Here is a 24,542-nt window from a genome sequence, read left to right as displayed (position 1 = left end):
ACCGCTTAGGACGCCGGCTGTGCCGACGTCTCGGACGTCGACGGCGCGGCGAGTGAGCCGTCGGTGGCGTTCCCGGTGGTCACCTCGACCGGCGTCAGTTCGACTGTGGCGGTCGTCTCGTCCTCACCGATGACCTGCCCCTCAGTGATCTGGGTGGTGTCCGTGAACGCGGTCCGGCTTCCGTTGTGGGTCCCCACCGCGGTGAACTGGTAGGCCGTCCGCGACCGGACGCTCACGTTCGTGTACCCCTCGTCGACGCCCCACTCGTCGTAGCCGGTCGTCGAGTACGGGACGGTCATCTCGAAGTTACCGTTCTGATCGGACTGGACCTGCTGGCGGTAGACGAACGTCTTGTTCGTCGCGGGGTTGTGCATCTGCACCGCAGCCCGGACGGTCGTGTTCGCCGGGGCGGTCCCCTCGACGGTCGCGCCGGGGACGCGCTCGAAGATCTTGGTCCACGCCGAGGACTGGTATCGGGCGCTGTTGAACGCCTCACTCTCGCTGGAGCCGACCAGTCGGTAGTGCTCCATCGCCGGGACGCGCTCGGCCGGCGTTCCGGCGTAGCCACCCAGTTGCGAGGTCGGGTCGTTCTGGACGTACTGGCGCGCGGCCTCCATCGACTCGAACTGCCGGAGGATTCGGCCCTGTTGCTGGCCCGCTGGTTCCTCCTCGTTGGTCGGCGCACCGCGGTACTGCGTGCCAGCGCTGGTCTGTTTGTTCTCCCAGTCGACGACGAGGGGCTGTGGTTCCGCCGCGCTGCCGTGGAACCGGTACAGCCGCGCCACCGTCGTCTCGTAGTAGGCCTGCTTCTGGAACGTCACCTGTCGGAACCCGCCGCTCTGGGTCTGAACGTACATCCGACTGTAGTAGTCGCTGCCCTGAACGCCTTCGACGAATCTCGGCGGAGCGAAGAACTTCCCGCCGATGTTCCCGTTCGTCTCGGCCATCTTCCAGTCGACGGCGACGTACCGGGTCTTGGCGTCGTCTTCGTCGATGTTGTCGAGGACGCCGTTGGCCCGCGTCTCGTTGGGTGCGATCAGGAACTGCGCGGCGGTGTCGCTGCCCTGCTGGAAGGGGTTCGCGTTCGGAATCCGCTCGGCCCGCGTCGTGATCCAGTGCCCGTAGTCCCACCACGACATGACGCCGTACGTTCCCTGCTCGTAGTCGTAGTCCTCCTGTCGCGGATACGTCCCGTAGTACTCGAGTGAGCCGCTTTCACCGGTTCCGTACGCCCCCTCGGCGGGCGTGTGGGTCTGCATCCACTGGAGGCTCTCGTCCCAGCCCTGGATGCCGGCACCGGGGTTGGCCGACTGTCCGACCTGCGTCGTCGTCGGGCCGATGAGGACCAGCGGTGCGATCACGACGAGGACGATCGTCAGGATCGTCAGCACCTGGTAGTACTCGATACCGTCGTCGGGAACGAGATCGAAGCGCCTGACGACCCGGCCGACGGCCATACCAGTCAGCACCGCGATCGGTACGACGAGGTAGTACGCGAACCGCCGCTGGGTGAACGTCGCCATCAGGAGGATCGCCCCCCAGACGACCACGAGCAGGTCTTCGGCGGGCGCGTCCTCGTCGAGGAGTTGCCGCCCGGCGAGCCACACCGCACCGCCGGCCGCCACGAGGACGGCGAACCCGTGCCGGTTGAACAGGACCGACGGGTCGCTGAGCGGGGCGACCTCGCCGACGGTCCCCCCGGAGGTCGTCGTCACGAATCCGACGACACGGCTCAGGTTGTTGACGAAGAACCCGTACAGGTCCGGCAGCGCGACTGCCATGAACGCGATTCCGACGGCGAGGATGCCGAAGACGGTCGCCGGGTAGAAGTACCGCTCGTAGTCGGACCGCTCCATGTAGCGGGCGAGCCACGCCATGAAGACACAGCCGACGGCGACGGCGAGCGCCATCCCGGGCTGTAAGAGCGAGTGCGAGGTCGCGGTGATCTGGAGGGTCTGGAGCCGCGACGCACTCAGTACGGCGACGGTGGACATCGTGATCGCCCCGGCGATAGCGGTGTGCTCAGGGCTGTCGTCGTGGACGTACTCGATGCAGAGCCGCAGGAGGAAGAACAGCCCGAGGATGCCGAGCAGGAGGACGCCCGGCGGCCACGTCCAGAGGTACATCGCGATTGCGACGCCCGCGAGGACCGACCAGCCGACGGTGTCGCGCAGCGCGTCGAGGTCTCGTTCGAGGAACTGCTCGTAGATCGGCTTGTCGCGCGCGGCGACGCTGACGGCCACCATGACGCCGAGGACGCCGAGCGTCTGGAACAGCGCCTCAGCGACCTGGTGGTCCGAGAACCCGACCATGCTCCGCTGGAGGAACGACCCGGCAGAGAACGCCAGGACGGCGACGGCGGTGACGCCGCCGAGCCGACCGCCGAGTCGACGGCCGATGACGTACGTCGGGATGGCCACGGCCGTGCCGAAGACCGCCGGCGCGAACAGGAGCGTCATCGCGACTGTCTGATCGCTCGGGGATCCCAGCCCGACGATCAACGCGACGGTCGCGACGATCTGGTCGAAGAACGTGCCGAACTGGCCCGAACTGGTACCGTACGGGAAGTACGTCCACGGGTCGAACGGCATCGTCGAGGGCCAGTTCTGCACCGTGTACCGCGTCGTGCGGAGGTGATACCAGGCGTCGTTACCGCTGAAATAGACCTCGCCGTCGATGATGAAATTCTGCCAGCTACGGACGCGATTCCACAGCATGAACCCGAGCAGTACCAGGAGGATCGGAACGTGGTACCAGCGCTCGGCCCACTCCAGGGCGGACTCGAGTTCGGGGTTGTCGTCGAAGTATCCCCGGGATTGACTCATTGCAGGGAGAAACTGCCAACGCGCGCATAAGCCTTTTGACCTCCAGACGACCGCAGGATGGAAACGCCTAACAGCGCCGGTTCCGACCCCAGAGTATGCGAGTCTCGGTCGTGCTCTGTACGCACACGATGGAGCGCTACGACGACTGCCGGGAAGCGGCCGAGAGCGTCCTCGGACAGACGTACGACGACGTGGAACTGGTGCTAGTCTCCGACGGCGATCGGGCCGTCTACGACCGCTACGAACGAGACTTCGGCGACCGGGCGGACGTGCTGACCCACTGCAACGACGAAAACGTCGGCCTGCTGGAGAGCCGGAACAACGGGGCCAAAGCGGCGACCGGCGACGTGGTCGCGTTCATCGACGATGACGCCGTCGCCGACGACCGGTGGGTCGAGGCGGTAGTCGACGCCTACGAGCGCGAAGACGCGCTCGCCGTCGGCGGCCGAATGACGCCGGCGTGGGTCGCCGGCAAGCCGCGATACCTCCCCGAGGAGTTCTACTGGCTCGTCGGCGTCACCCACCGCGGGTTCGGCCCGAACGGCGACCCCGACGAGCCCGGCGAGGTCCGCAACACGTTCGGCTCGAACATCTCCTTCGACCGAGACGTGTTTCTGGACCTCGGGGGCTTCGACGACGACATCGGCGGCCGACAGGGCGAGAAGAACCTCCAGGGCGGCGAGACGGAGCTGTGTGCGCGCCTGGAGAGCGAGTACGGCGAGCGCGTCTACTACACGCCCGACGCGCTGGTCGCACACAAGATATTCGAGTACCGGACCGACCCCGGCTGGCTGCTCGACAGGGCGTTCTGGCAGGGCTACTCCAAGCGCGGGATGGAAGTGTTCGTCCCCGAGTCCACCGGCGAGGAGTCGGACTTCCTCGGCGACCTCCTGCTTCGGTTCGCCCCCGCCAGGCTCGCTGGACTCGTCCGCTCGCCGTCGCTCTCGGCGCTGTTGCAGTTCGTATTCCTGTTCGCGCTCACCGGCTTCGTCGGGCTTGGCTACCTCTACGGGATGACGGTCTGGGGGTAACGGAGGATGGAAACAGCGAGTCCCGTCGACGAAACCGCGACCCTCCCGGACGTCTGCGTCGTCACGCACCCGCTGGCCGCCGCCGGCGAGAACGCCACGCGAAGCCTGCTCGACATCCTCTCGGCGATCACGTCAGTCTCGCTCGTTACTGCGGACCTGCCAGCGGACTCCGAGATCCGCGAGCGCCACGAGCTGATCGAACTCACGCAGAAGGGAGCCGGCAACTCGGTGCTGGTCGCCGCTGTCCGGTTCCTCCTGAATCAGCTACGGATGTGTCGCGTCGTCGCCGATCGCGACGAGGAGGTCGTGCTCTTTTTCGGCGCGACGTCGTATCTCCTGCCGATACTCGCCGCGCGACTGCTCGGCAAGACGGTGCTCGTCGAGCCCCGCGGTGACGTGCCGCTGACGCTCAGGCTGAACTGGGAGCGGGATCTGCCGGACACCGTCGCCGCCGCCCTCGCCGGGGCGGTCCGGGCGCTGGAGCGCGCGGGCTTCGCCGCCGCTCACGGCGTGGTCACGTACACGCCGGAGATGGCGCGACAGCTCGACCTCCACCCCGAAGCGCCGACCGTCTACCCCAGCGGCGCTCGCTACGTCCGTACGGCAGATTTTTCGGTGGAACGGCCCTACGACGACCGCGAGCGGGTCGTCGGCTTCCTCGGCCGGCTCGACGAGGAGAAGGGCGTTCGCGAACTCGCCGCCGTTGCGAAGTCGCTCCCCGAGGACGTGACCTTCCGGTTCATCGGCGACGGCGACCTCAGGGAGTGGCTCGAAGCCGATCTGGCGGCCGAAATCGAGCGCGGCGAGGTCGAACTCACCGGCTGGGTGGACCACGACGACGTGCCCCGACAGCTGAATGACCTCGCGCTGCTGGTGATGCCCTCCCAGCCGACCGAGGGACTGCCGACGACGATTCTGGAGGCGCTGGCCTGCGGGACCCCGGTGCTCGCCTCGCCGGTCTCTGGGGTCCCCGACGTGGTTCGGGAGGGCGAAACCGGCTTCCTCATCGAGTCACGCGCGCCCGAGGCGCTCCGCGAGACGGTCCTCAATGTACTTTCTCGCGACGATCTGGCGGCCATCAGCGAGAACGGCCGCGAGCTGATCGAACGAGAGTACAGCTTCGAGGCCGCCTGCGAGCGGTACGCCGCGATCCTCGCTGCAGTCCGCTGAGCCGCTCGGTCGCAGACCACGGGGGCTTATTAGGTCGGTGGCGCTGTCGGGACATACTGATGCGAATCGGGCAAACCTCCTTCGTCGCCTTCGTCTCGAAGGCCCTCTCCTCTGTGGCGGGGTTCGCCGCCACCATCCTGTTCGCGCGCCTGCTCGGTCCCACAGTCCTCGGCCGCTACTACCTGCTGCTCTCCATCGTCGCGTGGCTGTCGCTCGCCGGCTCCATCGGCATCGGGAGCGCCATCACGAAGCGGATGAGCGAGGGCGACGACGTCGGCGAGTACAAGGTCGCCGGCGGCCTCGTCATCGGCACGATCGGCGCGGCGATCGCCGTCGGACTGGTCGTCTTTCAGGGACCCATCGAACAGTACTTCGACGTCGATCGGATCGGCTTCGTCGTCGCCCTCCTCGCCGTCGGACTGCTCGGCTCGTACGTCGACGCGATGCTGAACGGCTCGCACCTCGTCCACGTCGACGCGATGCTCAAGGTCGCGCGTCGGGTCGCCAGAACGCTTCTACAGGTCGGCGGCGTGTTCCTCAGTCTCGGGCTGACCGCGCTGGTCGGCGGGTACGCCATCGGCGGACTCGTCCTCGTGATTCCGGGGCTGTATCTCGTGGGCGGGCCCTACCGCCTCCCACAGCGCCGGCACTTCGAGCGACTCGTCGAGTACGCGAAGTACGCGTGGATGGGGCGACTCGAAGGAAAGACCTTCCAACAGGCGGACATCCTCGTCCTCGGGCTGTTCGTTCCGAGCGCGCTGGTCGGCGTCTACGGCATCACCTGGAACGTCGCCAACTTCCTCATCATCTTCAGCAGTTCGATCAGCAGCGCCCTGTTCCCGGAACTGAGCAAGCTCTCCGCCGAGGACCGCGACCGGCAGGTCGCCACGCTCGTCGAGGACGCGCTCTCCTATACCGGGCTGGTGACGATTCCGGGGCTCGTCGGCGGACTGTTGCTCGCGCCCCGCATCCTCCGGATATTCGGCGAGGAGTTCGGCCGCGGCGCGCAGGTGCTCGGCCTCCTCATCCTCTCGGTGCTGTTCTACGGCTACCAGACGCAGTTCACGAACGCGCTGGGCGGAATCGACCGGCCGCGGGCGGCGTTCAAGGTCAACGCGATACTGATCGTCTCGAACGTCACGCTGAATCTCGTCCTCGTCTACTTCTACGGCATGATCGGGGCCGCGGTCGCGTCCGCGTCGTCGACGTTCCTGAGCGTGATCGGTGGCTACCTCGTTCTCCGGCGACACGTCTCGTTCGACACGCCCGTCGTCCAGATCGCGCGACAGGCGGGGGCGGCACTCGCGATGGGAGCGCTCGTGGCAGCCGCAAACGTCGCGCTGGCGCGAATGGGGAACCCGCTTTCGAACGAGGTCGCGACCACCGTACTGATCTCGCTCGGAGCAGGGACGTACTTCGTCGTCCTGTTGTCGGTCTCGCCGGACCTGCGGTCGGTCGTCCGCGACAACGCGCCGGACGCCGTGCGCAGAAACTGACGGCCAGCCGAGCGGCGCTCACCGGAGGTAGCCCAGTTCTTCGAGTTGTTGCTCGACGTCGTCGTCCAGCGACGCGTCGTCGGCCGACCGCCCGCGGACGCCAGCGTCTTGGAAATCTCCGTAAACCTCGTTGAGGAATTCCACGTCACCGTCGCCGCGGGGGGAGGACACCTGCGCGCTCTCGATGACTTCCGTTCGGGCGTCCGTGCCGTGATCGGCGTCCTTTCTGACGCGGTCGCCGTCCTGCCGGTAGACGGCGCGCCACGGGCCGCCGTAGGACTCCCTGTCAGGGCAAGCGGACGGGAGCACACGCTCTGGCTGTTCGAGACGGTAGGTCATCGCGACGGCGTGGTCGTCGACGGCAAAGGACCCGCGCTCGCCCGCTAGCTCGGACCGGACGACGTCTGGGAAGCGGGTGAGGCTCGCGAGCCGGTCCTCGACCGTGCCGTCGCCGCCGCCGGGATGCCGGACGACGAGCGGCACGTGGGTCTGGACCTCGTGGACGCCCCAGCTGTGGTCAGCAATGCGGACGCTCGGCGTGATTAGACTGCGCTCACCGAAGCCTTCGCCGTGGTCGCTGGTGATCACGAGCAGCGTGTCGTCGAGCGCGCCGCGCTCTCTGAGTTCACCGACGAGGTGTTCCATCGCCGCGTCGACCTGCCGGATACAACCGTCGTACAGCGACTCGATGGCGCGGAGCTTCCACCAGTTTCCGTCCGTCGCAATCTCTCTCGACGGCGGGGCCGGCAGCCCGTCGTGGACGGCCTGCAGTTCGTCGTCGCCCCAGCGGTCGAATTCCGCCGCCGGTTCGTAGGGGTAGTGAGCGTCCATCAGATTGAGACAGGCGGCCCACGGACCGCTTCGCGCGTCGGTCCACTCGAAGAAGGAGTCGATGTAGGCCGTAGCCGACTCGTCGACGTCCGCGTCGCCGCCGTCGTAGTACTCGAAGTACAGCCCGTTGACGATGGACTTCAGCGGGGCAGTGCTGTCGAGACACCGTTCGAGGTACTCGCGTTTCGTCTGGTGGCCCTCGACGTCCGAGGGCGAGATGCCCCCCTCGAAGTAGCGGTGGCCCGGGTCCTGTCGCGGACCGTCGACGGTGTCGAACGGGTCGATCAGGTTCGAGGACACGCCCACGACGACGTTCGGCGTGAAGATGCCAGTCTCGTAGCCGTGGTCGGTCGCGAGTTCGTGCCAGATCGTGCTCGTCGGATCGAGTTCCGACTCGTGCTTGGTGACGTTGTGCTCGGGGACGTGGTGGCCGGTGAAGATGCTCGCGTGACTCGAAACGCTGTGAATGCTGGGTGCGCGCGCCTGCTCGTACACCTCGGCCTCGTCGGCGAACGATTCGAGGAACGGTGTGGTCTCGTTGCCGTGCCCGTGGAGGCTCGTGTTCTTCGCCCGGACGCTGTCGAGGACGACGAGGAGGACGTTGGGCGTATCCATCGTCTGAGGGGACCGGACTGAGCGCAATATGTCTTTCGTGAGACACGGCACCGACAGATCGGCCGGCGAACCGACAGACACAACGGTTAAATCGCCGACTGTACCACCATCACCCATGCCGCGGGTGCTCGTCGGGCCGACGAAGGCGGACATTCACGACGACGAATACGGGAAGAGCTACAACCTCCTGAACAACCTCCACGACGAGTCGTTCACTGTCGACACCTACACCCGTTCGGTCGCGGACCACCCGTCACCGGAGAACGTCACCGTCCACCCCGTCGGCGGGGCCAACCGGATCACGTTCTACGCGCGACTCTACCGGACGCTCCTGTCGGAACTGCGGAGCGGGACGGTCGACGTGTACCACCACATGAACCTCAGCTACCGGTGGTTCAACCCGATCCTCGTCTCCGGGCTCCACGACGACGTGCCCGTCGTCGTCGGCCCGTGCCAGGCCGGCCACGCGATCATGGCCGAGGAGTTCAATCGAATGGTCTCCTCGTGGGTTGGGACGGACCTGCCGCGGTCGCTCACCGATCCACTGCACGCGACTGTCGACGCCACCCGCGACGTCGTCCTCGACCCGCCGCGGATGGACCTGTTCCAGCGGACGCTCGACGCTGCGGACCGAGTCGTGGTCGTCCACGAACAGGCCCGCGAGGTGTACGCCGACTTGGTCGACGAGTCGAAACTCAGGACCATTCCGCTGGGTGTCGACCCGACCGTCTTCGAGTACAGCGAACGAGGCGACTCACAGGAACTCGTCGCCATCGGGGCCCTCCGCGAACGGAAGGGCTACGACGTGCTACTCGACGCGCTCGCGCAGATTCGCCGGGAATTCCCGGACGTCCACCTCCACATCTTCGGCGACGGCCCGCAGGAGGAGGCGCTGCGACGGCAGGTCAGAACGCTCGACCTCGAATCGAACGTGACGTTCCACGGGTACGTGGACCAGGCGGTGGTGCGCGAGCACCTCTCGCGAGCGCGGGCGTTCGTTCACCCATCCCGCTCGGAGAGCTTCTCGCTCGTCCGCCTCGAAGCGATGTCGACGGGGTGTCCGATGGTTGTCACGGACATCTCCGGGGCCCGCGAGATGGTCAGGGACGGCGAAGAGGGGTACGTCGTTCCAATCGAGTCGGCGGACGCGATTGCCGAATCGGTGTGCACGCTGCTCGCCGACGACGACCTCGCGAAGCAAATCGGTCGCCGGGCCCGCGAGCGCGTCGAGGAGAAGTACGACTGGCGACAGATCGCCGAGGAGTACCTCGACGTGTACCGGTCGCTAGTCGACTGAGACGGCCGTTTCGGACCGCTACCGCACGCATCGAAAGGTCTTAAGCCGTCCCCCGAGACTCTGCGAGTAGATATGGTGCTCGTGGTGCTGGGTATCGACGCCCTCGACCCGGAACTCGTTGACTCGGCGGCACACCCCAACCTCACGCTCGACGCACACCGCGCTATCGAGACGATCGAGAGCGCCGAGGGCGGGCCCAGCACGCACGAACTCTGGCCGACGATCATCACCGGCCTGACGCCGCCGGAACACGGCATCACGCTCGACGACGGCGTCGCCTGGGAGAACCCGCTACTCCGGTTTGGGAGCGCCGCCGCGGACTACCTCCTCCCGTCCAGTCTCCAGACGCGCCTCGGCGCGTGGCTGCTCAACAACACCGAGCAGGACGCCTTCCGTATTCCAGCGACGTACTACGAGGACGAGGGGCTCTCGACGGTCTTCGACGGCCGCGAGGCCGCTCCGATCGGCATCCCGAACTACGTCGTCGATCCGGACTCGGAGGACCGCGAGCACAGCCTCCGACGGAACCTCGGCGACCTCTTCGAGCGGGACCTCGAAGCGAAAGGCGGCCACTCCTCGACGGACCCGGCGCTGTTCTACGAGCAGTGCCTGGAGATGTCGATGGTCAGACTCGCCCGTGCGCGGCGGGCGCTCCGGGGCGGGCGGTACGAACTGGTGTTCGCCTACACGAGCGGGCTCGACCTCATCGGGCACGTCGCCTACGAACAGCCTGAGCTACAGGACCTGGCCTACGACGAGCTAGACGAGTTCGTCGGCGAGGTCCGGGACGACCTCGGCGACGGCGACGAACTGCTGCTGGTCAGCGACCACGGCCTGCAGGACGGCGTCCACACCGACGAGGCGATGGTCGCCGGAACCGACGAGGCGATGGTCGACGCCATCGCGAGCGTGGTCGACGTTCGGGACGCGATCGAGTCCGAACTCGACAGGCACGACCACACGCCGACGCGGCGCGCGACGGCGGCGACCGGCAGCGACAGCGACCAGTCCGAGGAGGTCAGAGAGCACCTCGAAGACCTCGGCTACATGTAGCAATGACCACAGACCCCAACGTTCTCCTCGTCGTCCTCGATAGCGCCCGTGCGAGAAACTGCAGCGCCTACGGCCACGCCAACGAGACCACACCGTTCCTCGAATCGTTCGCCGACGAGCGGGCGACGCTCTACGAGCAGGCCCGTGCGCCCGGCGCTCGGAGCGTCACGAGCCACGCCAGCATCTTCTCGGGCCTGCACGTCGAAGAACACGGCGTCGTCTCGGCGGGCCACCGGCTCGACCCCTCGGCGTCGGTCTTCTCGCAGTTGCGCGAGGACGGTTACAGCACCGGCGTGTTCACCGAGAACGACTGGCTGACGGCGGTCGACGTGGGCCTGCGCGACGGGTTCGACCAGATCGTCGGCGCGCGGAACGTCCCGTTCCCGGAGGCCGTCAATCCACACGAGTTCGTCTCCAACGAGGGGCGGGGCCAGTACGCGGAGTTCGTCAAACTCGCGCTGACCGACGACGCGCCGCTCCGATCGCTGGCCAACGGGGTGGCGACGAAGCTCCAGTCGGACTACAAGCGCTTCCTGCCGGACAGCGTCCGTGCGTCGACGCCGGCGGACGTGTACGTCGACGCGCTGCTGGACTGGAGCGACCGACAGGACGGGCCGTGGGCCGCCTGCCTGAATCTGATGGACCCCCACATCCCCTACGAGCCGCTGCCGGAGTACGACGAGTGGGGCGGGTCGAAGGCGGCGTCACTGCAGTCGTCCTTCGAGGACCAGAAATGGGACTTCAACGGCGGCCACCGCCCCTGGTGGCAGAAGAAGGCGGTCGAGTCGCTGTACGACGGCGGGATCCGCCAGGCGGACGCGGAGATCGAACGGCTCGTCGCGGCGCTGGAGCGGCGGGGCGAACTCGACGAGACGCTGCTCGTGGTCACGAGCGACCACGGCGAGGGCTTCGGCGAACCGAGCGACGTTCGGCCGGGCGTTCGCGTGGCTGAACACGGGGTGGCGATCCACGACAGCGTCCTCCACGTCCCGCTGATCGTCCGGTATCCCGGGCAAACCGAGGCCCGGCGCGTCGACCGCCCCGCGTCGCTCGTCGAGTTCCCACGCGTCGTAAACCGGGTCCGTGACGGCGAGCGACCGACTGCGGGCTTCTGTCCCGACGGGCCGGTACTCGCCACCGCGGTCGGACTCGACGAACCGCTGCAAGAGCGTGCGGGCGCGTACGTCGACGACCTCTCCCCGTGGACGGCCACCTCCCGAGCGGTGTTCGAGGACGACGGTGACACCGTGGTCAAGTACTGTACCAACCGCGACCGCGCCGCCACGGTCGTCTGCCGCGACGCCCAGACCTCGTACAAGATCGGCGACGACGGTGCCGAACCCGTGGAACGGGCTTTCGAAGCAATCGAGGAACTGGACGTGAAGTCGGCCGGCGAGGACTTCGACGACCTCGACGACGGAACCTACCAGCGCCTCGAAGACCTCGGTTACGTCTGAGTCGGCGACGCGACGCTCTCGTACTCCCAGATCAGATCGAAGTACCGCTTCATCCCGGCGACGAACGAGCCGTTGTCGGTGATCGCGGCCTGTCGCATGTGGTTCGGCACGTCCGGTTCCTCGACCAAGAGGATGGCCTCGCCGCTGTCGTAGTCCATGCTCGGATCGACGAGCGTGCCCCGCCAAGGGAGCTTTTCGGTGCTGAACCGCAGGCCCACGGCAGGATAGTTCCCGCGCAGTCGGTCGACGACATCCGCCTGGACCGCGGCCTTCTCCGCGGGCAATGCGTCGGGGTGGAGAAAGAGTACGTCGACGGCGACGCCGCGGTCGAGGGCGTCAGCGAGCGCGCGCTCGACGCTGTCGAGGTAAGCGAAACTGTTCGTGATGACGCGCAGCGTCTCCTCGGCGTCGTCGTACAGCCGCCGAGTCTCGCGCTCGCTGGGGTCGCCCACGTCGACGACGTGGAACAGTTCGGCGGTCGGCGAGATGTCCTCGCTCGCGCGCTCGAAGCGCGGTTCGTACTCGGCGAGGAAGGCGTCGCGCCGCGACTCGATGTCGGCGGCGAAGGATTCGTAGGACTGCCGGTGGTTCTCGACGGCGCGGTCCAGGATCTCGGCCGGGGCCTTCGGCTGGTACTCCTTGGGCCGGCCGGGGATCACCTTGATAAAGCCGCGGTCGGACAGCGATTCGAGCACGCCGTAGACGCGGGCCTTCGGGATGCCGCTGGCCTCGGCCAGATTGGGGGCCGTGGTGCGGCCGAGCGAGAGCAACTGCTCCAGCGCCGTCGCTTCGTACTCCGTCAGCCCGACCAGGTCGAACACGTCCGCGGGGTCGCTCATACACGTCCATGCGCGGCAGGGATTGTAAAACGCGTCGGGCCGCAAGCCGCATCTACAAGGTTCAAATGCCCCCGCCCCCGAAACGAGTGTAATGAACGGCAACGAGTTCGGTCGTCTGTTCCGCATGACGACCTACGGCGAGTCCCACGGGGAGGCGATGGGCTGTACCGTCTCCGGCGTCCCGGCGGGGGTCGAACTCTCGGAAGAGGAGATTCAAACGGACCTCGACCGGCGCAAGCCCGGCCAGTCGATGATCACCACGTCCCGGGGCGAACCGGACAAGGTGAGCATCCAGTCCGGGATTCAGGACGGCTACACGACCGGGACGCCGGTCGGCATGGTCATCCAGAACAAAGACGCCCGGTCGGGCAAATACGAGCCGTTCATCACGGCTCCGCGACCCTCCCACGGCGATTTCACCTACTCCGCGAAGTTCGGCACGCGGAACTGGGGCGGGGGCGGCCGCTCCTCAGCCCGCGAGACGGTCAACTGGGTCGCCGCCGGCGGGATCGCAAAGCAGGTGCTCGACCAGTCCGAGCACGACGTGCAGATCAAGGCCCACGTCTGCCAGATCGGCGACGTGGAGGCGGGCGAGGTCACCTTCGAGGATATGCTCGAACACAGCGAGGAGAACGAGGTCCGCTGTGCCGATCCCGAGGCCGCCGAGGAGATGCGTGACGTGGCCGACGAGTACCAGAAGGAGGGCGACTCCATCGGCGGCGCGATCTACTTCGAGTGCCGCGGCGTCCCGTCGGGGCTCGGCGCGCCGCGGTTCGACAGCTTCCCGTCGCGGCTCGCACAGGCGATGTACTCCATCCCGGCCGTCAACGACTTCGAGTACGGCATCGGTCGCGAGGCGCGGACCACTCGCGGGAGCGAGTACAACGAGGACTGGGCGTTCGACGACGACGGCACGCCGACGCCCGTCGGCAACGACCACGGGGGTATCCAGGGCGGTATCACGACCGGCCAGCCCATCTACGGCGAGGTGTCCTGGCATCCTCCCGTGTCGATCCCGAAGACGCAGAAAACCGTCGACTGGGAGTCCGGCGAGGAGAAGGAGATCACCGTCACCGGCCGCCACGACCCGGTTCTGCCGCCGCGGGCGGTCCCGGTCGTCGAGGCGATGCTCGCCTGTACGATCCTCGACTTCATGCTGCTCTCCGGGCGGATCAACCCCGACCGGCTCGACGGTCGGCCGGGCGAGTACGACACGGAGTACCACCCGTCGAGTCCGCAGAACGACCCAGAGGACGCGGACACCCACGCCACGACCATCGACGACGAGTGAGGTGACGATGGACGCCAACCAGGAAACGAAGTCAAATCCCTTCGGCATGGACGAGGAGTGTCAGAACTGCCCGGACCTCTGTGAGGCGCGCGAAACCGTCGTCCACGGCTACGGCGACGTTGGCGCTGAGTTCCTCGTCCTCGGCGACTCGCCGAGCGCCGGCGCGGACGAGTCCGGAATCCCGTTCACGGGCGAGGCGGAGCGGGAGTTGCTCGACGTGCTCGCCGCCGTCGACATGTGCCCGGACCCGGACGCGGCCGAGCCGACGCTGCAGAACGCCTTCCTGACGTACGTGACGCGCTGTCGCCACCCTGACCGGACGGCCACCGACGAGGAGGTCGTCAACTGCGAGCCGTACCTCAACAGCGAGATCAGGATGATAAACCCCGAGATCTTGCTGCCGGTCGGTCAGCGACCGCTCGAAGAGCTGGCCTTCGAGTACACGACCGAAAGCGCCGACGACCTCGACATCGAAGAACGCCACGCCACCACGATCCGCGGCCGCGGCTTCGAGATTATCCCGATGCTGTCGCCCGCGGACCAGACCGACGAGGAGCGGACCACGTTTCTGGAGCACTTCAGCGAGACGATCGGGCGGGACTACCGCCAGACGAAGGGGCGACGCGGGCGGTAGTCAGGCCGTCGGCCCAGTTTGGGCCGCGGGGAACGCCTCGTTCGGCCCAGAAACTGAGCCGTACTCACTGGCGGCGCGCAGGCGGTTCTCGGCGTCGTGACGGTGCTGTCTCGCCCGGAGCCGTTCGCCCTGCTCGCTGGCGAAGGTCATCCCGCTGAGCCACTCGACGGCCTGCCAGAGGCAGGTCGCCTTCTTGCGCGCTCGTTCGGCGCACTCGCTGAACGACTCGTCGTCCGCTTCCCGGACGGCCGTCGTGAAGTGAGAGACGCTCGCCTCGAAGTCCGCCGCGGCGTCGTCGAACCCCCCGCGAGCGAGCGTCGTCGCGCCGCCCTCGACGAGCGACATCGCGTCGGAGAGCTGGCGGCGCGCCTCGCGATACTTGGTGTAGCCGATTCGGTACTCCCGTCGCGCCGCGGCGGGGCCACAGAGATCGGCCTCGCGCCCGCAGTCCCGACACGTCACCTTCGGCTGTGGGTCACCTCGGACCCGATACTCCGCCCCACACCCCGCGCACCGGTACGTCTCGACGTGAGCCATGTCTCACCGTGTACGTACCAGCGCCATCCTATTTTGATAGCGACCGCCTGAAGACCGTAGCCGTCGCCTACTTCGATGACCACGTCGGTCGACAGCAGCTCGCTGCCGAGTATACGAGAGGCGGGCCACGACCGAGTTACGCCCGTGCGGTGACGGAAAACGCAAGCGACTAACCCGCGACGGGTGCAGATGGGGACATGACAACGGTAACCGTGTTCGCGGACCCGCCGGTCGAGGGGTTCGTGTTGCAGGATCTAGCGGGCGGCTTGCTGACCGAGTCCGAGGCCGCCGCGCTGTACGAGGCGATGCTCGTCGACGTGTGCCGCGCGGTCGAGTCCAGCGGCGGGGAGTTGCTGGTCAACTACCGGCCGCCGGAGCAGGTCCCTGACGGTGTCGACCCCGAAACCGCGGTCCGAGAGCCCCTCGACGAGGCGCTCGACTCGCCCGGAGACGCCCGCTACGAGGTTCAGGTCGGGTCGACGTTCGCAGGCCGGGTCGGGAACACCGTCACGCACCTGCTGGAGCGAGAAGACGTCGCCACCGTCGCCGCCGTCGAGCCGACCGCGGCGCTCTTGAGCCGACAGCTCGTCGACAGCGCAGCGATGAAGCTCCGCACCAGCGACGTGGTGCTCGGGCCCGCTGGCGACGGCCGGGTCTACTACGCCGGATTCGGCGAACCGATCGACTTCGAGAACGCCTACGCAACACCCCCGGTGGAGACCATCGGCGAACGCGCCGCCGACGCGGGACTGGGCGTCGATTTCCTGCCGTCGACGCCGGTCGTCGAGACGCGGGCGGACCTCCGGAGCGCCGTGCCGCTGCTCCGGGCGCGCAATCGGGCCGAGCGGGCCGTCCCACCGCGAACGACGGCGTTCGTCGACGAGGTCGGACTGCGCGTCGTCGACGACGACGGGACGCCGACCGTGGTCAGAGAGACCGACAAGCCTTAGAAGCGCCACACGGTATCCACGTCTGCGGTGGGGTGGCAGAGCGGCCTATTGCGCCTGCCTTGAAAGCAGGTATCCTCACGGATTCCTGGGTTCAAATCCCAGCCCCACCGCTTCTCTGCGAACGATAGTGAGCAGTGAGCGGTGCAACTGGGTTTGAATCACGGAAACGCGAACGGAGAGAGCGTTTGCATCGGGTTCAAATCCCAGCCCCACCGTGTTTCTCCGAGCAGATCCCTGTAGGGAATCGCGTCGCGGCAGTTCTATCACGGGTGAAACCGCAAGCGACGGGTGCCGTAGGGGGCGTCTACTGGAGTGTGGCAATCGGGCGGTTTTATGTCGTTGGTCCGGGTCAATTCCTGTAATGGCACGCGAAAACAGGTCCCCAAAGCGGGTCGCCCCGCGTCTCGTGGCCGTCGGCGTCGTTGCCCTCCTCCTCACAGCGACGGTCGCGGGACCGACGGCAGCCGCACCGCGGCTGTTCGTCTCGGGCGCGACCAAGGACGCGAGCACGATACTCGCTGGTGAGACGGTGAACGTCACCGCGACGGTGAAAAACACCGGCGAAGACGGCGGTGGGATGGACATCGAATTCAAGGTGAACGGTACGACGACGGCCACCGAGCGGGTGGTGGTCGAGGCCGACTCGTCGAACACGACCACGAGGGCGATACGGCTGGGAGAGCCCGGCACGTACCGGTTGACGGTCACGAGCCCGGAGCGATCGGCGGGTCGAGTCCAGGTCAAACGGGCGCTCGCGGAGGTCACGCGGGAGGACGCGGGGAGCCGAGCAATCAGCGTTCGTGGTGGGTCGGTCCCGACGTCGCAACCCTACACCGTGGACATGCCCGCCGACACGAACCGGTCGTTCACCGTGCAGTCGTGGACGGTCGACGCGTCCCAGCAGTCGTTCACGCAGAGCGTCACGGAGTACACGGACCCCGCTACGTCCGGGCTCCCGATTCCGTCAGACGACGCGGCGGCCGTATTCAGCGCCGTTACGGTCGGCTCGACGGACGGCGTCCAGCCGTCATCGATGCGGTTCGCCCTGAACCGGTCGCAACTTCGGAACGCGGGCATGGACGCGAACGAGGTACGGGTCTACCAGCGCGTGAACGAGTCGTGGCAGGCGACCGAGACCACCGTCGTGGAAGAACAGACCAGCCGCGTGATCTACGAAGCCGACACGTCCGGCTCGACGGCGTTCGTCGTCGGCTCGATCGAGCCGTCGTTCTCGATCGCGCGGACGTCGGTCGTCAGCGAACAGGTCCCGACCGGTCAGCGCGTCGTCGTCGAGGGCGTCGTTCGTAACACCGGCAGCATCGAAGGGACGTACGACGCCCAGATGCGCGTCGACGACGAGGTCGTCAACGAGACCTCGGTGCAGATCCCCGCGAACGGAGAGCGAACGGTCGCACTGTCGACCGTCGTCACGACCCCCGGACGCTACCAGGTCGCGCTCAACGACGCCGGCGCGGGCGTCATTCAGGTCAGCGAGAGTCAGGTCCAGACCGACGGGAACGGCGGCGCGGAGCCGACCGGGACCGCGGCCGGGACGGACGCAGCGGTGACCGACCCCGGCGTCGGCGACGGGGACGGTGACAGCGGGGTCGGGCCGCTCCCGGCGACCGTCATGGGCATCAACACGCTGTTCGTCGTCGGCGGACTCGTCGCAGCGCTGCTCCTGTTCGGCGTCATCATCGCCCTCCTGCGGCGCGGTGGCGGCGGTCGGCGCAACAGCGGTTTCGAACTGTAGCGGCGAGCGGAGAGAAACCCTTTTTGTGCCAGTGTCCAGAGAGTCGCGTATGGACTGGCCACACGATCCAGACGGTGAAGAGGGCAGCGAAGGCCGGCGCAAGTACGGCCACGCCGTCCTGGCGAAGAAGATCGACGAGGAGGAGGACTTCCCGCTGACCGCCGCGGAGTACGTCGAGCAGTACGGGGACCACCCGGTACGGATCGACTACGAGACGGTCGTCAGCGTCGCCGACATCTTCGAATACGTCGACCAGGACGAGTTCGAGGACTTCCCTGACTTCCACAAGTGCCTCGGGCGCGCGCTCCGCGAGGCCGATTGGTGGCCCTACCGACTCGAACACGCCTGATCGCGTGGGGTGTGGACGCGACACATACTTGTGGGATGCCAGTGTAGCGACGTGTATGGCCACGACCAGCACCAGCGGTGCGTTCGACCTCCCGGATGCGGTCGTCTCGGACCTCCTCGACGACGAGCACCGGCGGCGCGCGCTGTCCATCCTGGCCGCGCGCGGCGAGCCGATGGTCGTCGACGACCTGGCGGCCGCGATTCTCGCCGCCGAGCGCAATGTCGAACCCGATGCGGTCCCCGACACGGATCGCCGGGCACTCGCCGACGAACTGTACACCGAGCACCTGCCGAAACTGACCGCGACTGCGGTCGTTTCGTACGACTCGGTTGTCGGGAGGGTGGAACTTCGACGACCCGAAGCGATTCCGACCGACCAGTTGTGAGCTGATTTCGATAGACCAATAGCCGTCGGTTTCGAACGGTCGATCGACAGTGACGAACACGCAGGTTACCCACATCCAGATCGACAACTACGGACCGTGGACGGTGACGCCCGAGCCACGCAGGGAAGTCGACCTCCAGACCCTCCAGTCTCGACTGTACGCCGACCTCGCCCAGCTGTTCGGCAACCGCGACGGCTACATCTTCTTCTCGCGGTTCGACAACATGATCGCCGTGACCAACGGCCTCGACGAGGAAGCCCACGCGCTCATCCAGGAGTCGGTGGGGAACCGATATCCCGTGACGATGAGTCTCTCGGTCGCGACCGGAACCACGCCGGTCTCGGCGCTCGGGACGGCCACCGAACAGCTCCAGGAGGCCGGCAGCGCACAGGACAAGGGTCGCCGGGAGGTCCTGCGCGGCCAGACTATCGACGAGCAGTTCCAGACCGAGACGGACGTCCAGCTCGCGCACTTCGACGTGGACGACGCCACCGAGAAGTACACGGACGAACTCAACGAGTTCGACACCTTCATCCAGATCGAGCAGGGGTACGCGTCCCTGATGAAGTACATGCGGGAGGCCCACGACTCGCTCTCCTTCTTCGTCGGCGGCGACAACGTCATCGCGGTCTGTCCCGATCTGGGCGAGGCGGCGTACGAGGACGCCATCAGCCACGTCCGCGAGGCGGTCGACGTGGAACTGAAAGTCGGCGTCGGACGCGGGCGGACGGCGTCAGACGCCGGAATGGACGCGAAACACGCCTTAGAGACGTGTCGAGCGACCGGCGACGCCGTCACGATCGAATAGGTAACGACTGAGTAACTTGGGAACCAGGCGACATAAGCGTAGTGTAGGTATCTTTTAGCCACGTCGTGAGATAATGACACACATGAACGGTGAGGTAACCGTACGGGAGGTTATGAACCGGGAGTACGTCGGGGCCAGCGAGTCCGACGACCTCCTCGAGACGACGGAGCTGGTGATACGTGAAGACCAGCATCCGATTCTGGTCCTCCGGGGGAACGAACCGGTCGGCGTGGCGACAGACCGAGACATCCTCGCCTACGTCGTCGACGGCGGCGATCCGTCGACGGCCACCATCGGCGACGTGATGCGCGAGGCGATTCCAACGGTCGAGCCCGACGCCAGCCTCCCGGAGGCGCGCGACAAGATGGCGGCCCGTTCCGCCGAGTTCCTCGTGGTCACCGCCGGGGGCGAGCCACAGGGGACGCTGACCGAACACGACATCCTCTCGTCGGCGCGACTCGAGAGCGAATCGACCGAGTCGCCCGAGGCGGTTCCGCAAGTCGCGACGACGGGGGAGCAAGCGACCGCCGAGGACAGGAACGTGGAGTCCGCCGCCGAAGACACGTTCGACGAACAGGGAATCTGCTCCGCCTGCGGGACCCTCACTCGAAATCTGGCCTCCTTCAACGGACAGCTCCTCTGTGCGGACTGTCGTGACGTGTGAACGGACCGCCTCGCGCGCCCGACCCGTGATCGAACCTGCCGGTCGCTCACCGTCGCGGATCGAGTGACGGCGACCGAACTGTTTTGCCGTCACGCGCCGGAGTACGAGCGTGGATATCGACACGGCCTCGATGGACGAGGTTGACGACGTCGTCGACCTCTGGGTCGCGCTGGCGACGGACCAGCGCACCCACGGGTCGCACCTCCTCGGTGACCGGAACCGAACCGCGGTCCGTGGGGCCATCGTCCAGCGCATCGTCGCCGAGAACGTGCTCGTCGCCCGCGAAGACGGCGGTCTCGTCGGTTTCGTCATGGTCACCGTCGACGGGGGCCGCTACGAACAGGACGAGCGCCGCGGCCTCCTGGAGAACATCTACGTCGAACCGGCCGCTCGGAATCGAGGCATCGGGAGCGCGCTCCTCAAGGCGGCCGAGGAGACGCTCCGGTCGGCCGGTGTCGACGTGATCGCGCTCGAAGCGATGGCGGCCAACGACGCGGCCCGGCGGTTTTACCGGTCCCACGGCTACGAACCGCACCGCGTCGAGTTCGAGAAGCGGACGGAAAACGATACTCTCTAAACGGTCCCCACACAACGCAGGTATGCAACCGCGCCAGGGGAGCTTGGGTGGTCCAAGCACTCGACTTGTAATCGAGAGTTCGTGGGTTCAAATCCCACCCCTGGCTCTCCTTCGATTGCTGCCCGACGAAGCCTCCGAAGCCGCGACTGCCCCCGCGACCGCACCTCCAATGAGCGACCGACGGACCCAACTGCTGATCGCCGTCTCGACCAACGCCGTGCCCGTCGTCGGCGTGCTGTTTCTCGACTGGTCGCTGGCGGCGCTGCTGTTGATCTACTGGTTCGAACTCGGGATCGGTCTCGGGTTCGCGGCCCTCCGCGGACTGTTCGCACAGCGACCGTCGGAAGCGGCGAACGACCCGCTCTTGATCGGTGCAGTCCAGCACAAGCGCGGCGGCGTGGACATCCCCGGCACGCGACTCTCGATTCAGATCGCGAACGTTCCAGTCGTCCTGTTCGCTCTCCCGGCGTTTGGCGTCGCGTGGGTCTTCGTCGGGGCGGCCGCGATCGGGGGCGCGGATCAGGCGATCGCCGGAGACCCGATCGACGAGCGTGCGGCGATGACCTTCCTGCTCGGGATCTGTGGCGTGTTCGTCGGCCGGGGCTACGAGACGCTCACCGAGTACTTTCTCGATGGCGCGTACGAAGACGCGTCGGTCCAGCGCGCGCTCCAGTCGGGCATCTGGCCCGTCGTGGTCGTCGGGATGGCGATGGCCGTCGGCGGCATGGCGGCCGCGGCCGGGTTCCCCCCGTCGGTCGCCATCGCAGCCGCGGTCGGCGGGAAGTCGCTGTTCGACGTCGCCGACGTCTATCGCGACCGACTGGTCGCCTTCGACGAGCGTGACCGGATCGACCTCGGCCTGGCGAGCGAACCGGACGAGTGGACGCCCATCGAGACGGAGCTTCGACCGCCGGTCGACCGCGTCCGGCCGGCGCGAGTGCCACTCGTAATCGACGGCGTCGTTCGCGGACTGTCCGTCACGGCGGTGTGGTTCATCGCCGGCCTCGGCGCGTTGCTGTGCGGTGTCCTCGTCGCGTCGGGATCGATCGACGGCGCTGTGTTCACCGGACAGGTAATCGCGGCCCTGCTCGTCGTGGCCGCTGGTGTCGGCGTCCTCGACCGTGTGATCCGCCACGGGGCCATGGAGTACCGTGTCGGGCGGGACGCGGTCGGCTACGACCGGCTGTTCGGGACGGCCCAGTGGCGAGTCGCCGGTCGACAACTCAGCCAGGGCGAGCGCGACCAGACCCTCGCGGACCGGCTCTGCGGGACGGAGACGGTCGTGGTCGAACACGACGGCCGAGACATTCGCATCCCACACCTCGAAGACGGATCAGCGCTCGAGGCCAATGATACGAAGGCCGACGCCACGACGGGGCAGCCCGCGGACGAAGCCACCTGACCGGCTCCACGTTTTTACGCGTCCGGCGCGTACGCGTCTCCATGAGCGAATCCAGCGGCGAGCTACCCGAGAACGACGCGGAGTGGCGCGAGATACTGTCCGACGAGGAGTACCGGATCCTGCGGGAGGCCGGGACCGAGCCGCGGTTCAGCAGCGATCTCATCGACGTGAAAGACGAGGGCGTCTTCACCTGTGCCGGCTGTGGCGCGGAACTGTTCGACAGCGACGAGAAGTTCGAGTCGGGAACCGGCTGGCCGAGCTTCTGGGACGTCTATCAGGAGGGCAACGTCGAGACGCGGGCTGACAACAGCCACGGGATGCAGCGGACCGAGGTCGTCTGTGCGAACTGCGGGGGCCACCTCGGCCACGTGTTCGACGACGGGCCGGAGCCGACCGGGAAGCGCTACTGCATCAACGGTGCGGCCCTCGATTTCGAGAGCGAGTAGCAGAGCCGGACCACCGGAACCCTTTTTTCTCTCTTCGGGCTCCATAGGATAGACGTGACACGTGACGGCCCCGACGACGCTTCCGGCGACGAGCACGAACCGACGGCACCGGCGGACACCAACGGCGGGACGCCGATAGACGAGCCGCCGACGGCGTCGGCCGAACCGGCCCAGCCAGAGAGCCATCTGCTTGACGAGAGCCTCCGGACGTTCCCCTGGCTTCGCGCGACCGGCGTCGCGGCAGGTACGCTGGTCGTCGAGTACGCGCTGGTCGCGGCGGTCTTCGTGCTCGGGCCGTCGAACGTCGACATGCCGTCGCTCTCGGACCGGCTGATCCAGTACGGGTTCGTGCTGTACAACGCTCATCACGTCCCGACGCTCGTGACGGCATCGGACGCGGAAGTGTACGGCGCGGCGGCGCGGAACGTCCTCTACGGCGTCGAGAATCCCTCCGTACCGCCGCTCGCCTTCTTCCTCCTCCCGCTCGTCGCGCTGGTCGTCGCCGGCGCGCTGTTCGAGCGGTCTCGCGGCCCGAGCCGGTCGGACAGCCTGCTCGAAGAGATCGCGCTCGTCGGGACGGGCATCGGACTCGGATACGTCCTGGTGGGCTTTGCGGGAAGCTTCGTGTTCGTCCGCCGGGTCACGTTCGACAGCGGGGCCGAGGGACAGGCCGCGCCCGCGGTGCTGTGGCTCCTGATACTGCTGTTTTTCATCCCGTTCCTGTTCGCTGGACTGGGTGCGGCCACGAGCTATCTCTACGACACGCGAGTCGCTCAGGCGTAGCTTCGCTCGACGAACTCGAGGATGCGTTCTGACTCGGCCATCGTGACGCCGCGCTCGTCGTCGACCAGCACCGGGACGCCGCGCTGACCGGAGACGCGCTTGACCTCGTCGCGCTTCGAGTGCAGGGCCTCGACCCAGACGCTCTCGTAGTCGACGCCGAGTTCGTCCAGTCGGTCGGCCACCTTCTCGCAGTACGGACAGCCGTCGAGCTGGTAGAGCGTACGGCTCATGGCGGTCCATTCGGACGCGCGACTCAAGGGGATTGCGCTCGGTGAAAAAACGAAAAGGTGTCGCGCCGCGTTACTCGTACAGCCAGGACGAGTCGATCTGGTCCCACTCGACCAGTTCGTCCTCGTCGAAGAACAGCGCGATCTCGCGCTCGTTCGCGCCCTCGTCCTCGTGGTCGGAACCGTGGATGACGTTCCGACCGAGGTCGAGTCCGTAGTCGCCGCGGATGGTGCCGGGCGCGGACTCGGCGGGATCGGTCTCGCCCATCATGGTGCGGACCTGGCGGGTCGCGTCCTGGCCCTCCCAGACCATGGCGAAGACCGGACCGGACGTGATGAAGTCCACGAGGCCGTCGAAGAACGGCTTGTCCGAGTGCTCGCCGTAGTGTTCCTCGGCGAGGTCCTGGTCGATCTGCATGAACTTGCCGCCGACCATCTTCAGGCCGCGGTCCTCGAACCGGGAGACGATGTCGCCGATGAGCCCGCGCTGGACGCCGTCGGGCTTGACCATCACGAAGGTGCGCTCCGTCTCGGACATTACGCTTCAGCCTCCTCGGCTTCCTCTTCGTCTTCGGTCTCGTCCGCCTCGTCGGCGTCCGCGTCGCCCTCGTCGACCTCGTCTTCAGCTTCTTCGAGATCAGGGGCGGCGGCGTCCGCGTCGGCCTCGGCGTCCGAGTCAGTTTCTGCTTCCTCGACGGTGCCCTCGGTCCCGCGACCGGAGGCGGTCCACTCGAGGTTGCGGGCCTCGCGGCCCAGGTCGGCGTTGTTCTCGCACTTCGAGGAACAGAAGTGCGTGGTCGCGCCGTCCTTGTGGACGAACATCGTGCCCGTGCCGGGCTCGATGTCCGCGCCGCAGTAGTCGCATTCGCGTGTTCGGGGCATGGTTACTGTCCTCCGATGGAGTCGGCCTCGCGAGCCGTCTCGCGGAGCTGGAGCACGTCGCCTTCGCGGACCGGGCCGAGAACGTTGCGCGTGATGATGCGCCCCTGGTTCTCGCCCTCGCGGATGCGGCACTTGACCTGCATGGCCTCGCCGTGCATCCCCGTTCGGCCCACGACTTCGATGACCTCAGCGGGCGTGGAACCGCTGCTTTCGGATTCCTCAGCGCTCATCCGAGGTCAC

Annotated in this window: 26 protein-coding genes and 2 tRNA genes; 20 read left to right on the top strand and 8 right to left on the bottom strand. The window is 67.1% G+C overall.

Annotation, left to right across the window (positions count from 1 at the left end; genetic code table 11):
* Positions 1-5: 5 nt before the first annotated feature.
* Entirely contained in the window at positions 6-2,825 is a 2,820-nt protein-coding gene (locus tag ACOZ4I_RS06000) for an oligosaccharyl transferase, archaeosortase A system-associated (RefSeq protein WP_424003996.1), read from the bottom strand.
* 95 nt (positions 2,826-2,920) lie between these two features.
* Between ACOZ4I_RS06000 and aglG the strand changes: the two genes are divergently transcribed.
* Genes aglG through ACOZ4I_RS05985 form a run of 3 tightly spaced genes read left to right on the top strand, consistent with a single transcriptional unit; the run spans position 2,921 to position 6,522 of the window.
* Entirely contained in the window at positions 2,921-3,856 is a 936-nt protein-coding gene (aglG, locus tag ACOZ4I_RS05995; protein WP_424003994.1) for a glucosyl-dolichyl phosphate glucuronosyltransferase, read from the top strand.
* Between the two features lie 6 nt (positions 3,857-3,862).
* Positions 3,863-5,026, top strand: a complete 1,164-nt coding sequence (locus ACOZ4I_RS05990; RefSeq protein WP_424003992.1) for a glycosyltransferase family 4 protein — start codon at positions 3,863-3,865, stop codon at positions 5,024-5,026.
* A 59-nt stretch (positions 5,027-5,085) separates the two neighbouring features.
* Positions 5,086-6,522, top strand: a complete 1,437-nt coding sequence (locus ACOZ4I_RS05985; RefSeq protein ID WP_424003990.1) for a polysaccharide biosynthesis C-terminal domain-containing protein — start codon at positions 5,086-5,088, stop codon at positions 6,520-6,522.
* 18 nt (positions 6,523-6,540) lie between these two features.
* On the opposite strand, the gene ACOZ4I_RS05980 is transcribed toward ACOZ4I_RS05985, so the two are convergent.
* Complete coding sequence (locus ACOZ4I_RS05980; RefSeq protein WP_424003988.1) at positions 6,541-7,968, bottom strand: sulfatase; 1,428 nt, start codon at positions 7,966-7,968, stop codon at positions 6,541-6,543.
* A 115-nt stretch (positions 7,969-8,083) separates the two neighbouring features.
* On the opposite strand from ACOZ4I_RS05980, the gene ACOZ4I_RS05975 reads away from it, so the two are divergent.
* The 3 genes from ACOZ4I_RS05975 to ACOZ4I_RS05965 all read left to right on the top strand — a co-directional run bounded on the left by ACOZ4I_RS05975 (position 8,084) and on the right by ACOZ4I_RS05965 (position 11,775).
* Positions 8,084-9,265, top strand: coding sequence for a glycosyltransferase family 4 protein (locus ACOZ4I_RS05975; RefSeq protein ID WP_424003986.1), 1,182 nt, complete (start codon positions 8,084-8,086; stop codon positions 9,263-9,265).
* 72 nt (positions 9,266-9,337) lie between these two features.
* The gene (locus ACOZ4I_RS05970; protein ID WP_424003984.1) at positions 9,338-10,318 is read left to right on the top strand and encodes an alkaline phosphatase family protein; all 981 of its coding nucleotides are present in this window, start codon (positions 9,338-9,340) and stop codon (positions 10,316-10,318) included.
* Positions 10,319-10,320: 2 nt separating this feature from the next.
* Entirely contained in the window at positions 10,321-11,775 is a 1,455-nt protein-coding gene (locus tag ACOZ4I_RS05965; protein ID WP_424003982.1) for a sulfatase, read from the top strand.
* Here ACOZ4I_RS05965 and ACOZ4I_RS05960 read toward each other — a convergent pair.
* A complete protein-coding gene (locus ACOZ4I_RS05960; protein WP_424003980.1) occupies positions 11,766-12,614 on the bottom strand; it encodes a TrmB family transcriptional regulator in 849 nt (282 codons plus the stop codon). The two genes, ACOZ4I_RS05965 and ACOZ4I_RS05960, sit on opposite strands and share 10 nt — an antisense overlap.
* Before the next feature lie 91 nt (positions 12,615-12,705).
* On the opposite strand from ACOZ4I_RS05960, the gene aroC reads away from it, so the two are divergent.
* Together aroC and ACOZ4I_RS05950 are read left to right on the top strand one after the other, a co-directional pair.
* Positions 12,706-13,905, top strand: a complete 1,200-nt coding sequence (gene aroC, locus ACOZ4I_RS05955) for a chorismate synthase (RefSeq protein ID WP_424003978.1) — start codon at positions 12,706-12,708, stop codon at positions 13,903-13,905.
* Positions 13,906-13,912: 7 nt separating this feature from the next.
* Positions 13,913-14,539 (top strand): uracil-DNA glycosylase, encoded by a 627-nt coding sequence (locus tag ACOZ4I_RS05950; RefSeq protein WP_424003976.1) that lies wholly within the window; start codon positions 13,913-13,915, stop codon positions 14,537-14,539.
* Here ACOZ4I_RS05950 and ACOZ4I_RS05945 read toward each other — a convergent pair whose 3' ends face one another.
* Positions 14,540-15,076 carry a hypothetical protein gene (locus tag ACOZ4I_RS05945; RefSeq protein WP_424003974.1) on the bottom strand — a complete coding sequence of 179 codons (537 nt, stop codon included), beginning with the start codon at positions 15,074-15,076 and terminating at the stop codon, positions 14,540-14,542.
* A 197-nt stretch (positions 15,077-15,273) separates the two neighbouring features.
* On the opposite strand from ACOZ4I_RS05945, the gene ACOZ4I_RS05940 reads away from it, so the two are divergent.
* The 12 genes from ACOZ4I_RS05940 (at position 15,274) to ACOZ4I_RS05885 (ending at position 23,193) form a co-directional block, all read left to right on the top strand.
* Positions 15,274-16,026: a hypothetical protein gene (locus ACOZ4I_RS05940; protein ID WP_424003972.1), complete on the top strand. Its 753-nt coding sequence runs from the start codon at positions 15,274-15,276 to the stop codon at positions 16,024-16,026.
* A gap of 26 nt (positions 16,027-16,052) precedes the next feature.
* Positions 16,053-16,136: transfer RNA gene (locus tag ACOZ4I_RS05935), tRNA-Ser, on the top strand.
* Between the two features lie 251 nt (positions 16,137-16,387).
* Entirely contained in the window at positions 16,388-17,779 is a 1,392-nt protein-coding gene (locus ACOZ4I_RS05930) for a PGF-pre-PGF domain-containing protein (RefSeq protein ID WP_424003970.1), read from the top strand.
* A 49-nt stretch (positions 17,780-17,828) separates the two neighbouring features.
* Positions 17,829-18,128 (top strand): DUF5785 family protein, encoded by a 300-nt coding sequence (locus ACOZ4I_RS05925; RefSeq protein ID WP_424003968.1) that lies wholly within the window; start codon positions 17,829-17,831, stop codon positions 18,126-18,128.
* Positions 18,129-18,183: 55 nt separating this feature from the next.
* Positions 18,184-18,513 (top strand): DUF7344 domain-containing protein, encoded by a 330-nt coding sequence (locus tag ACOZ4I_RS05920; protein WP_424003966.1) that lies wholly within the window; start codon positions 18,184-18,186, stop codon positions 18,511-18,513.
* Between the two features lie 49 nt (positions 18,514-18,562).
* A complete protein-coding gene (locus tag ACOZ4I_RS05915) occupies positions 18,563-19,321 on the top strand; it encodes a GTP cyclohydrolase III (protein WP_424003964.1) in 759 nt (252 codons plus the stop codon).
* Positions 19,322-19,403: 82 nt separating this feature from the next.
* Positions 19,404-19,985 carry a CBS domain-containing protein gene (locus ACOZ4I_RS05910; protein ID WP_424003962.1) on the top strand — a complete coding sequence of 194 codons (582 nt, stop codon included), beginning with the start codon at positions 19,404-19,406 and terminating at the stop codon, positions 19,983-19,985.
* Between the two features lie 109 nt (positions 19,986-20,094).
* A complete protein-coding gene (locus ACOZ4I_RS05905; RefSeq protein ID WP_424003960.1) occupies positions 20,095-20,562 on the top strand; it encodes a GNAT family N-acetyltransferase in 468 nt (155 codons plus the stop codon).
* Between the two features lie 32 nt (positions 20,563-20,594).
* Positions 20,595-20,668 (top strand) — tRNA-Thr (locus ACOZ4I_RS05900).
* Between the two features lie 63 nt (positions 20,669-20,731).
* Positions 20,732-21,964, top strand: coding sequence for a DUF6498-containing protein (locus tag ACOZ4I_RS05895; RefSeq protein WP_424003958.1), 1,233 nt, complete (start codon positions 20,732-20,734; stop codon positions 21,962-21,964).
* A gap of 41 nt (positions 21,965-22,005) precedes the next feature.
* Complete coding sequence (msrB, locus tag ACOZ4I_RS05890) at positions 22,006-22,410, top strand: peptide-methionine (R)-S-oxide reductase MsrB (protein WP_424003956.1); 405 nt, start codon at positions 22,006-22,008, stop codon at positions 22,408-22,410.
* A 54-nt stretch (positions 22,411-22,464) separates the two neighbouring features.
* A complete protein-coding gene (locus ACOZ4I_RS05885; protein ID WP_424003954.1) occupies positions 22,465-23,193 on the top strand; it encodes a hypothetical protein in 729 nt (242 codons plus the stop codon).
* On the opposite strand, the gene ACOZ4I_RS05880 is transcribed toward ACOZ4I_RS05885, so the two are convergent.
* From ACOZ4I_RS05880 to ACOZ4I_RS05865, 4 genes are all read right to left on the bottom strand, one after another.
* Positions 23,184-23,423 (bottom strand): glutaredoxin family protein, encoded by a 240-nt coding sequence (locus ACOZ4I_RS05880; protein WP_424003952.1) that lies wholly within the window; start codon positions 23,421-23,423, stop codon positions 23,184-23,186. The two genes, ACOZ4I_RS05885 and ACOZ4I_RS05880, sit on opposite strands and share 10 nt — an antisense overlap.
* Positions 23,424-23,493: 70 nt before the next feature.
* Positions 23,494-23,958 (bottom strand): nucleoside-diphosphate kinase, encoded by a 465-nt coding sequence (gene ndk, locus ACOZ4I_RS05875; RefSeq protein WP_424003950.1) that lies wholly within the window; start codon positions 23,956-23,958, stop codon positions 23,494-23,496.
* Positions 23,958-24,302 carry a 50S ribosomal protein L24e gene (locus ACOZ4I_RS05870; RefSeq protein ID WP_424003948.1) on the bottom strand — a complete coding sequence of 115 codons (345 nt, stop codon included), beginning with the start codon at positions 24,300-24,302 and terminating at the stop codon, positions 23,958-23,960. Before ACOZ4I_RS05870 ends, ndk begins: the two co-directional genes overlap by 1 nt.
* A 2-nt stretch (positions 24,303-24,304) precedes the next feature.
* A complete protein-coding gene (locus tag ACOZ4I_RS05865) occupies positions 24,305-24,532 on the bottom strand; it encodes a 30S ribosomal protein S28e (protein WP_162411640.1) in 228 nt (75 codons plus the stop codon).
* Between the last annotated feature and the right edge of the window lie 10 nt (positions 24,533-24,542).

The sequence above is a fragment of the Haloarcula salina genome (assembly GCF_049603855.1).
Taxonomy (GTDB): Archaea; Halobacteriota; Halobacteria; order Halobacteriales; family Haloarculaceae; genus Haloarcula; species Haloarcula salina_A.
The sequence above is the reverse complement of the archived record's forward strand: the minus strand, read 5'-3'. Positions and strand labels throughout refer to the sequence as shown.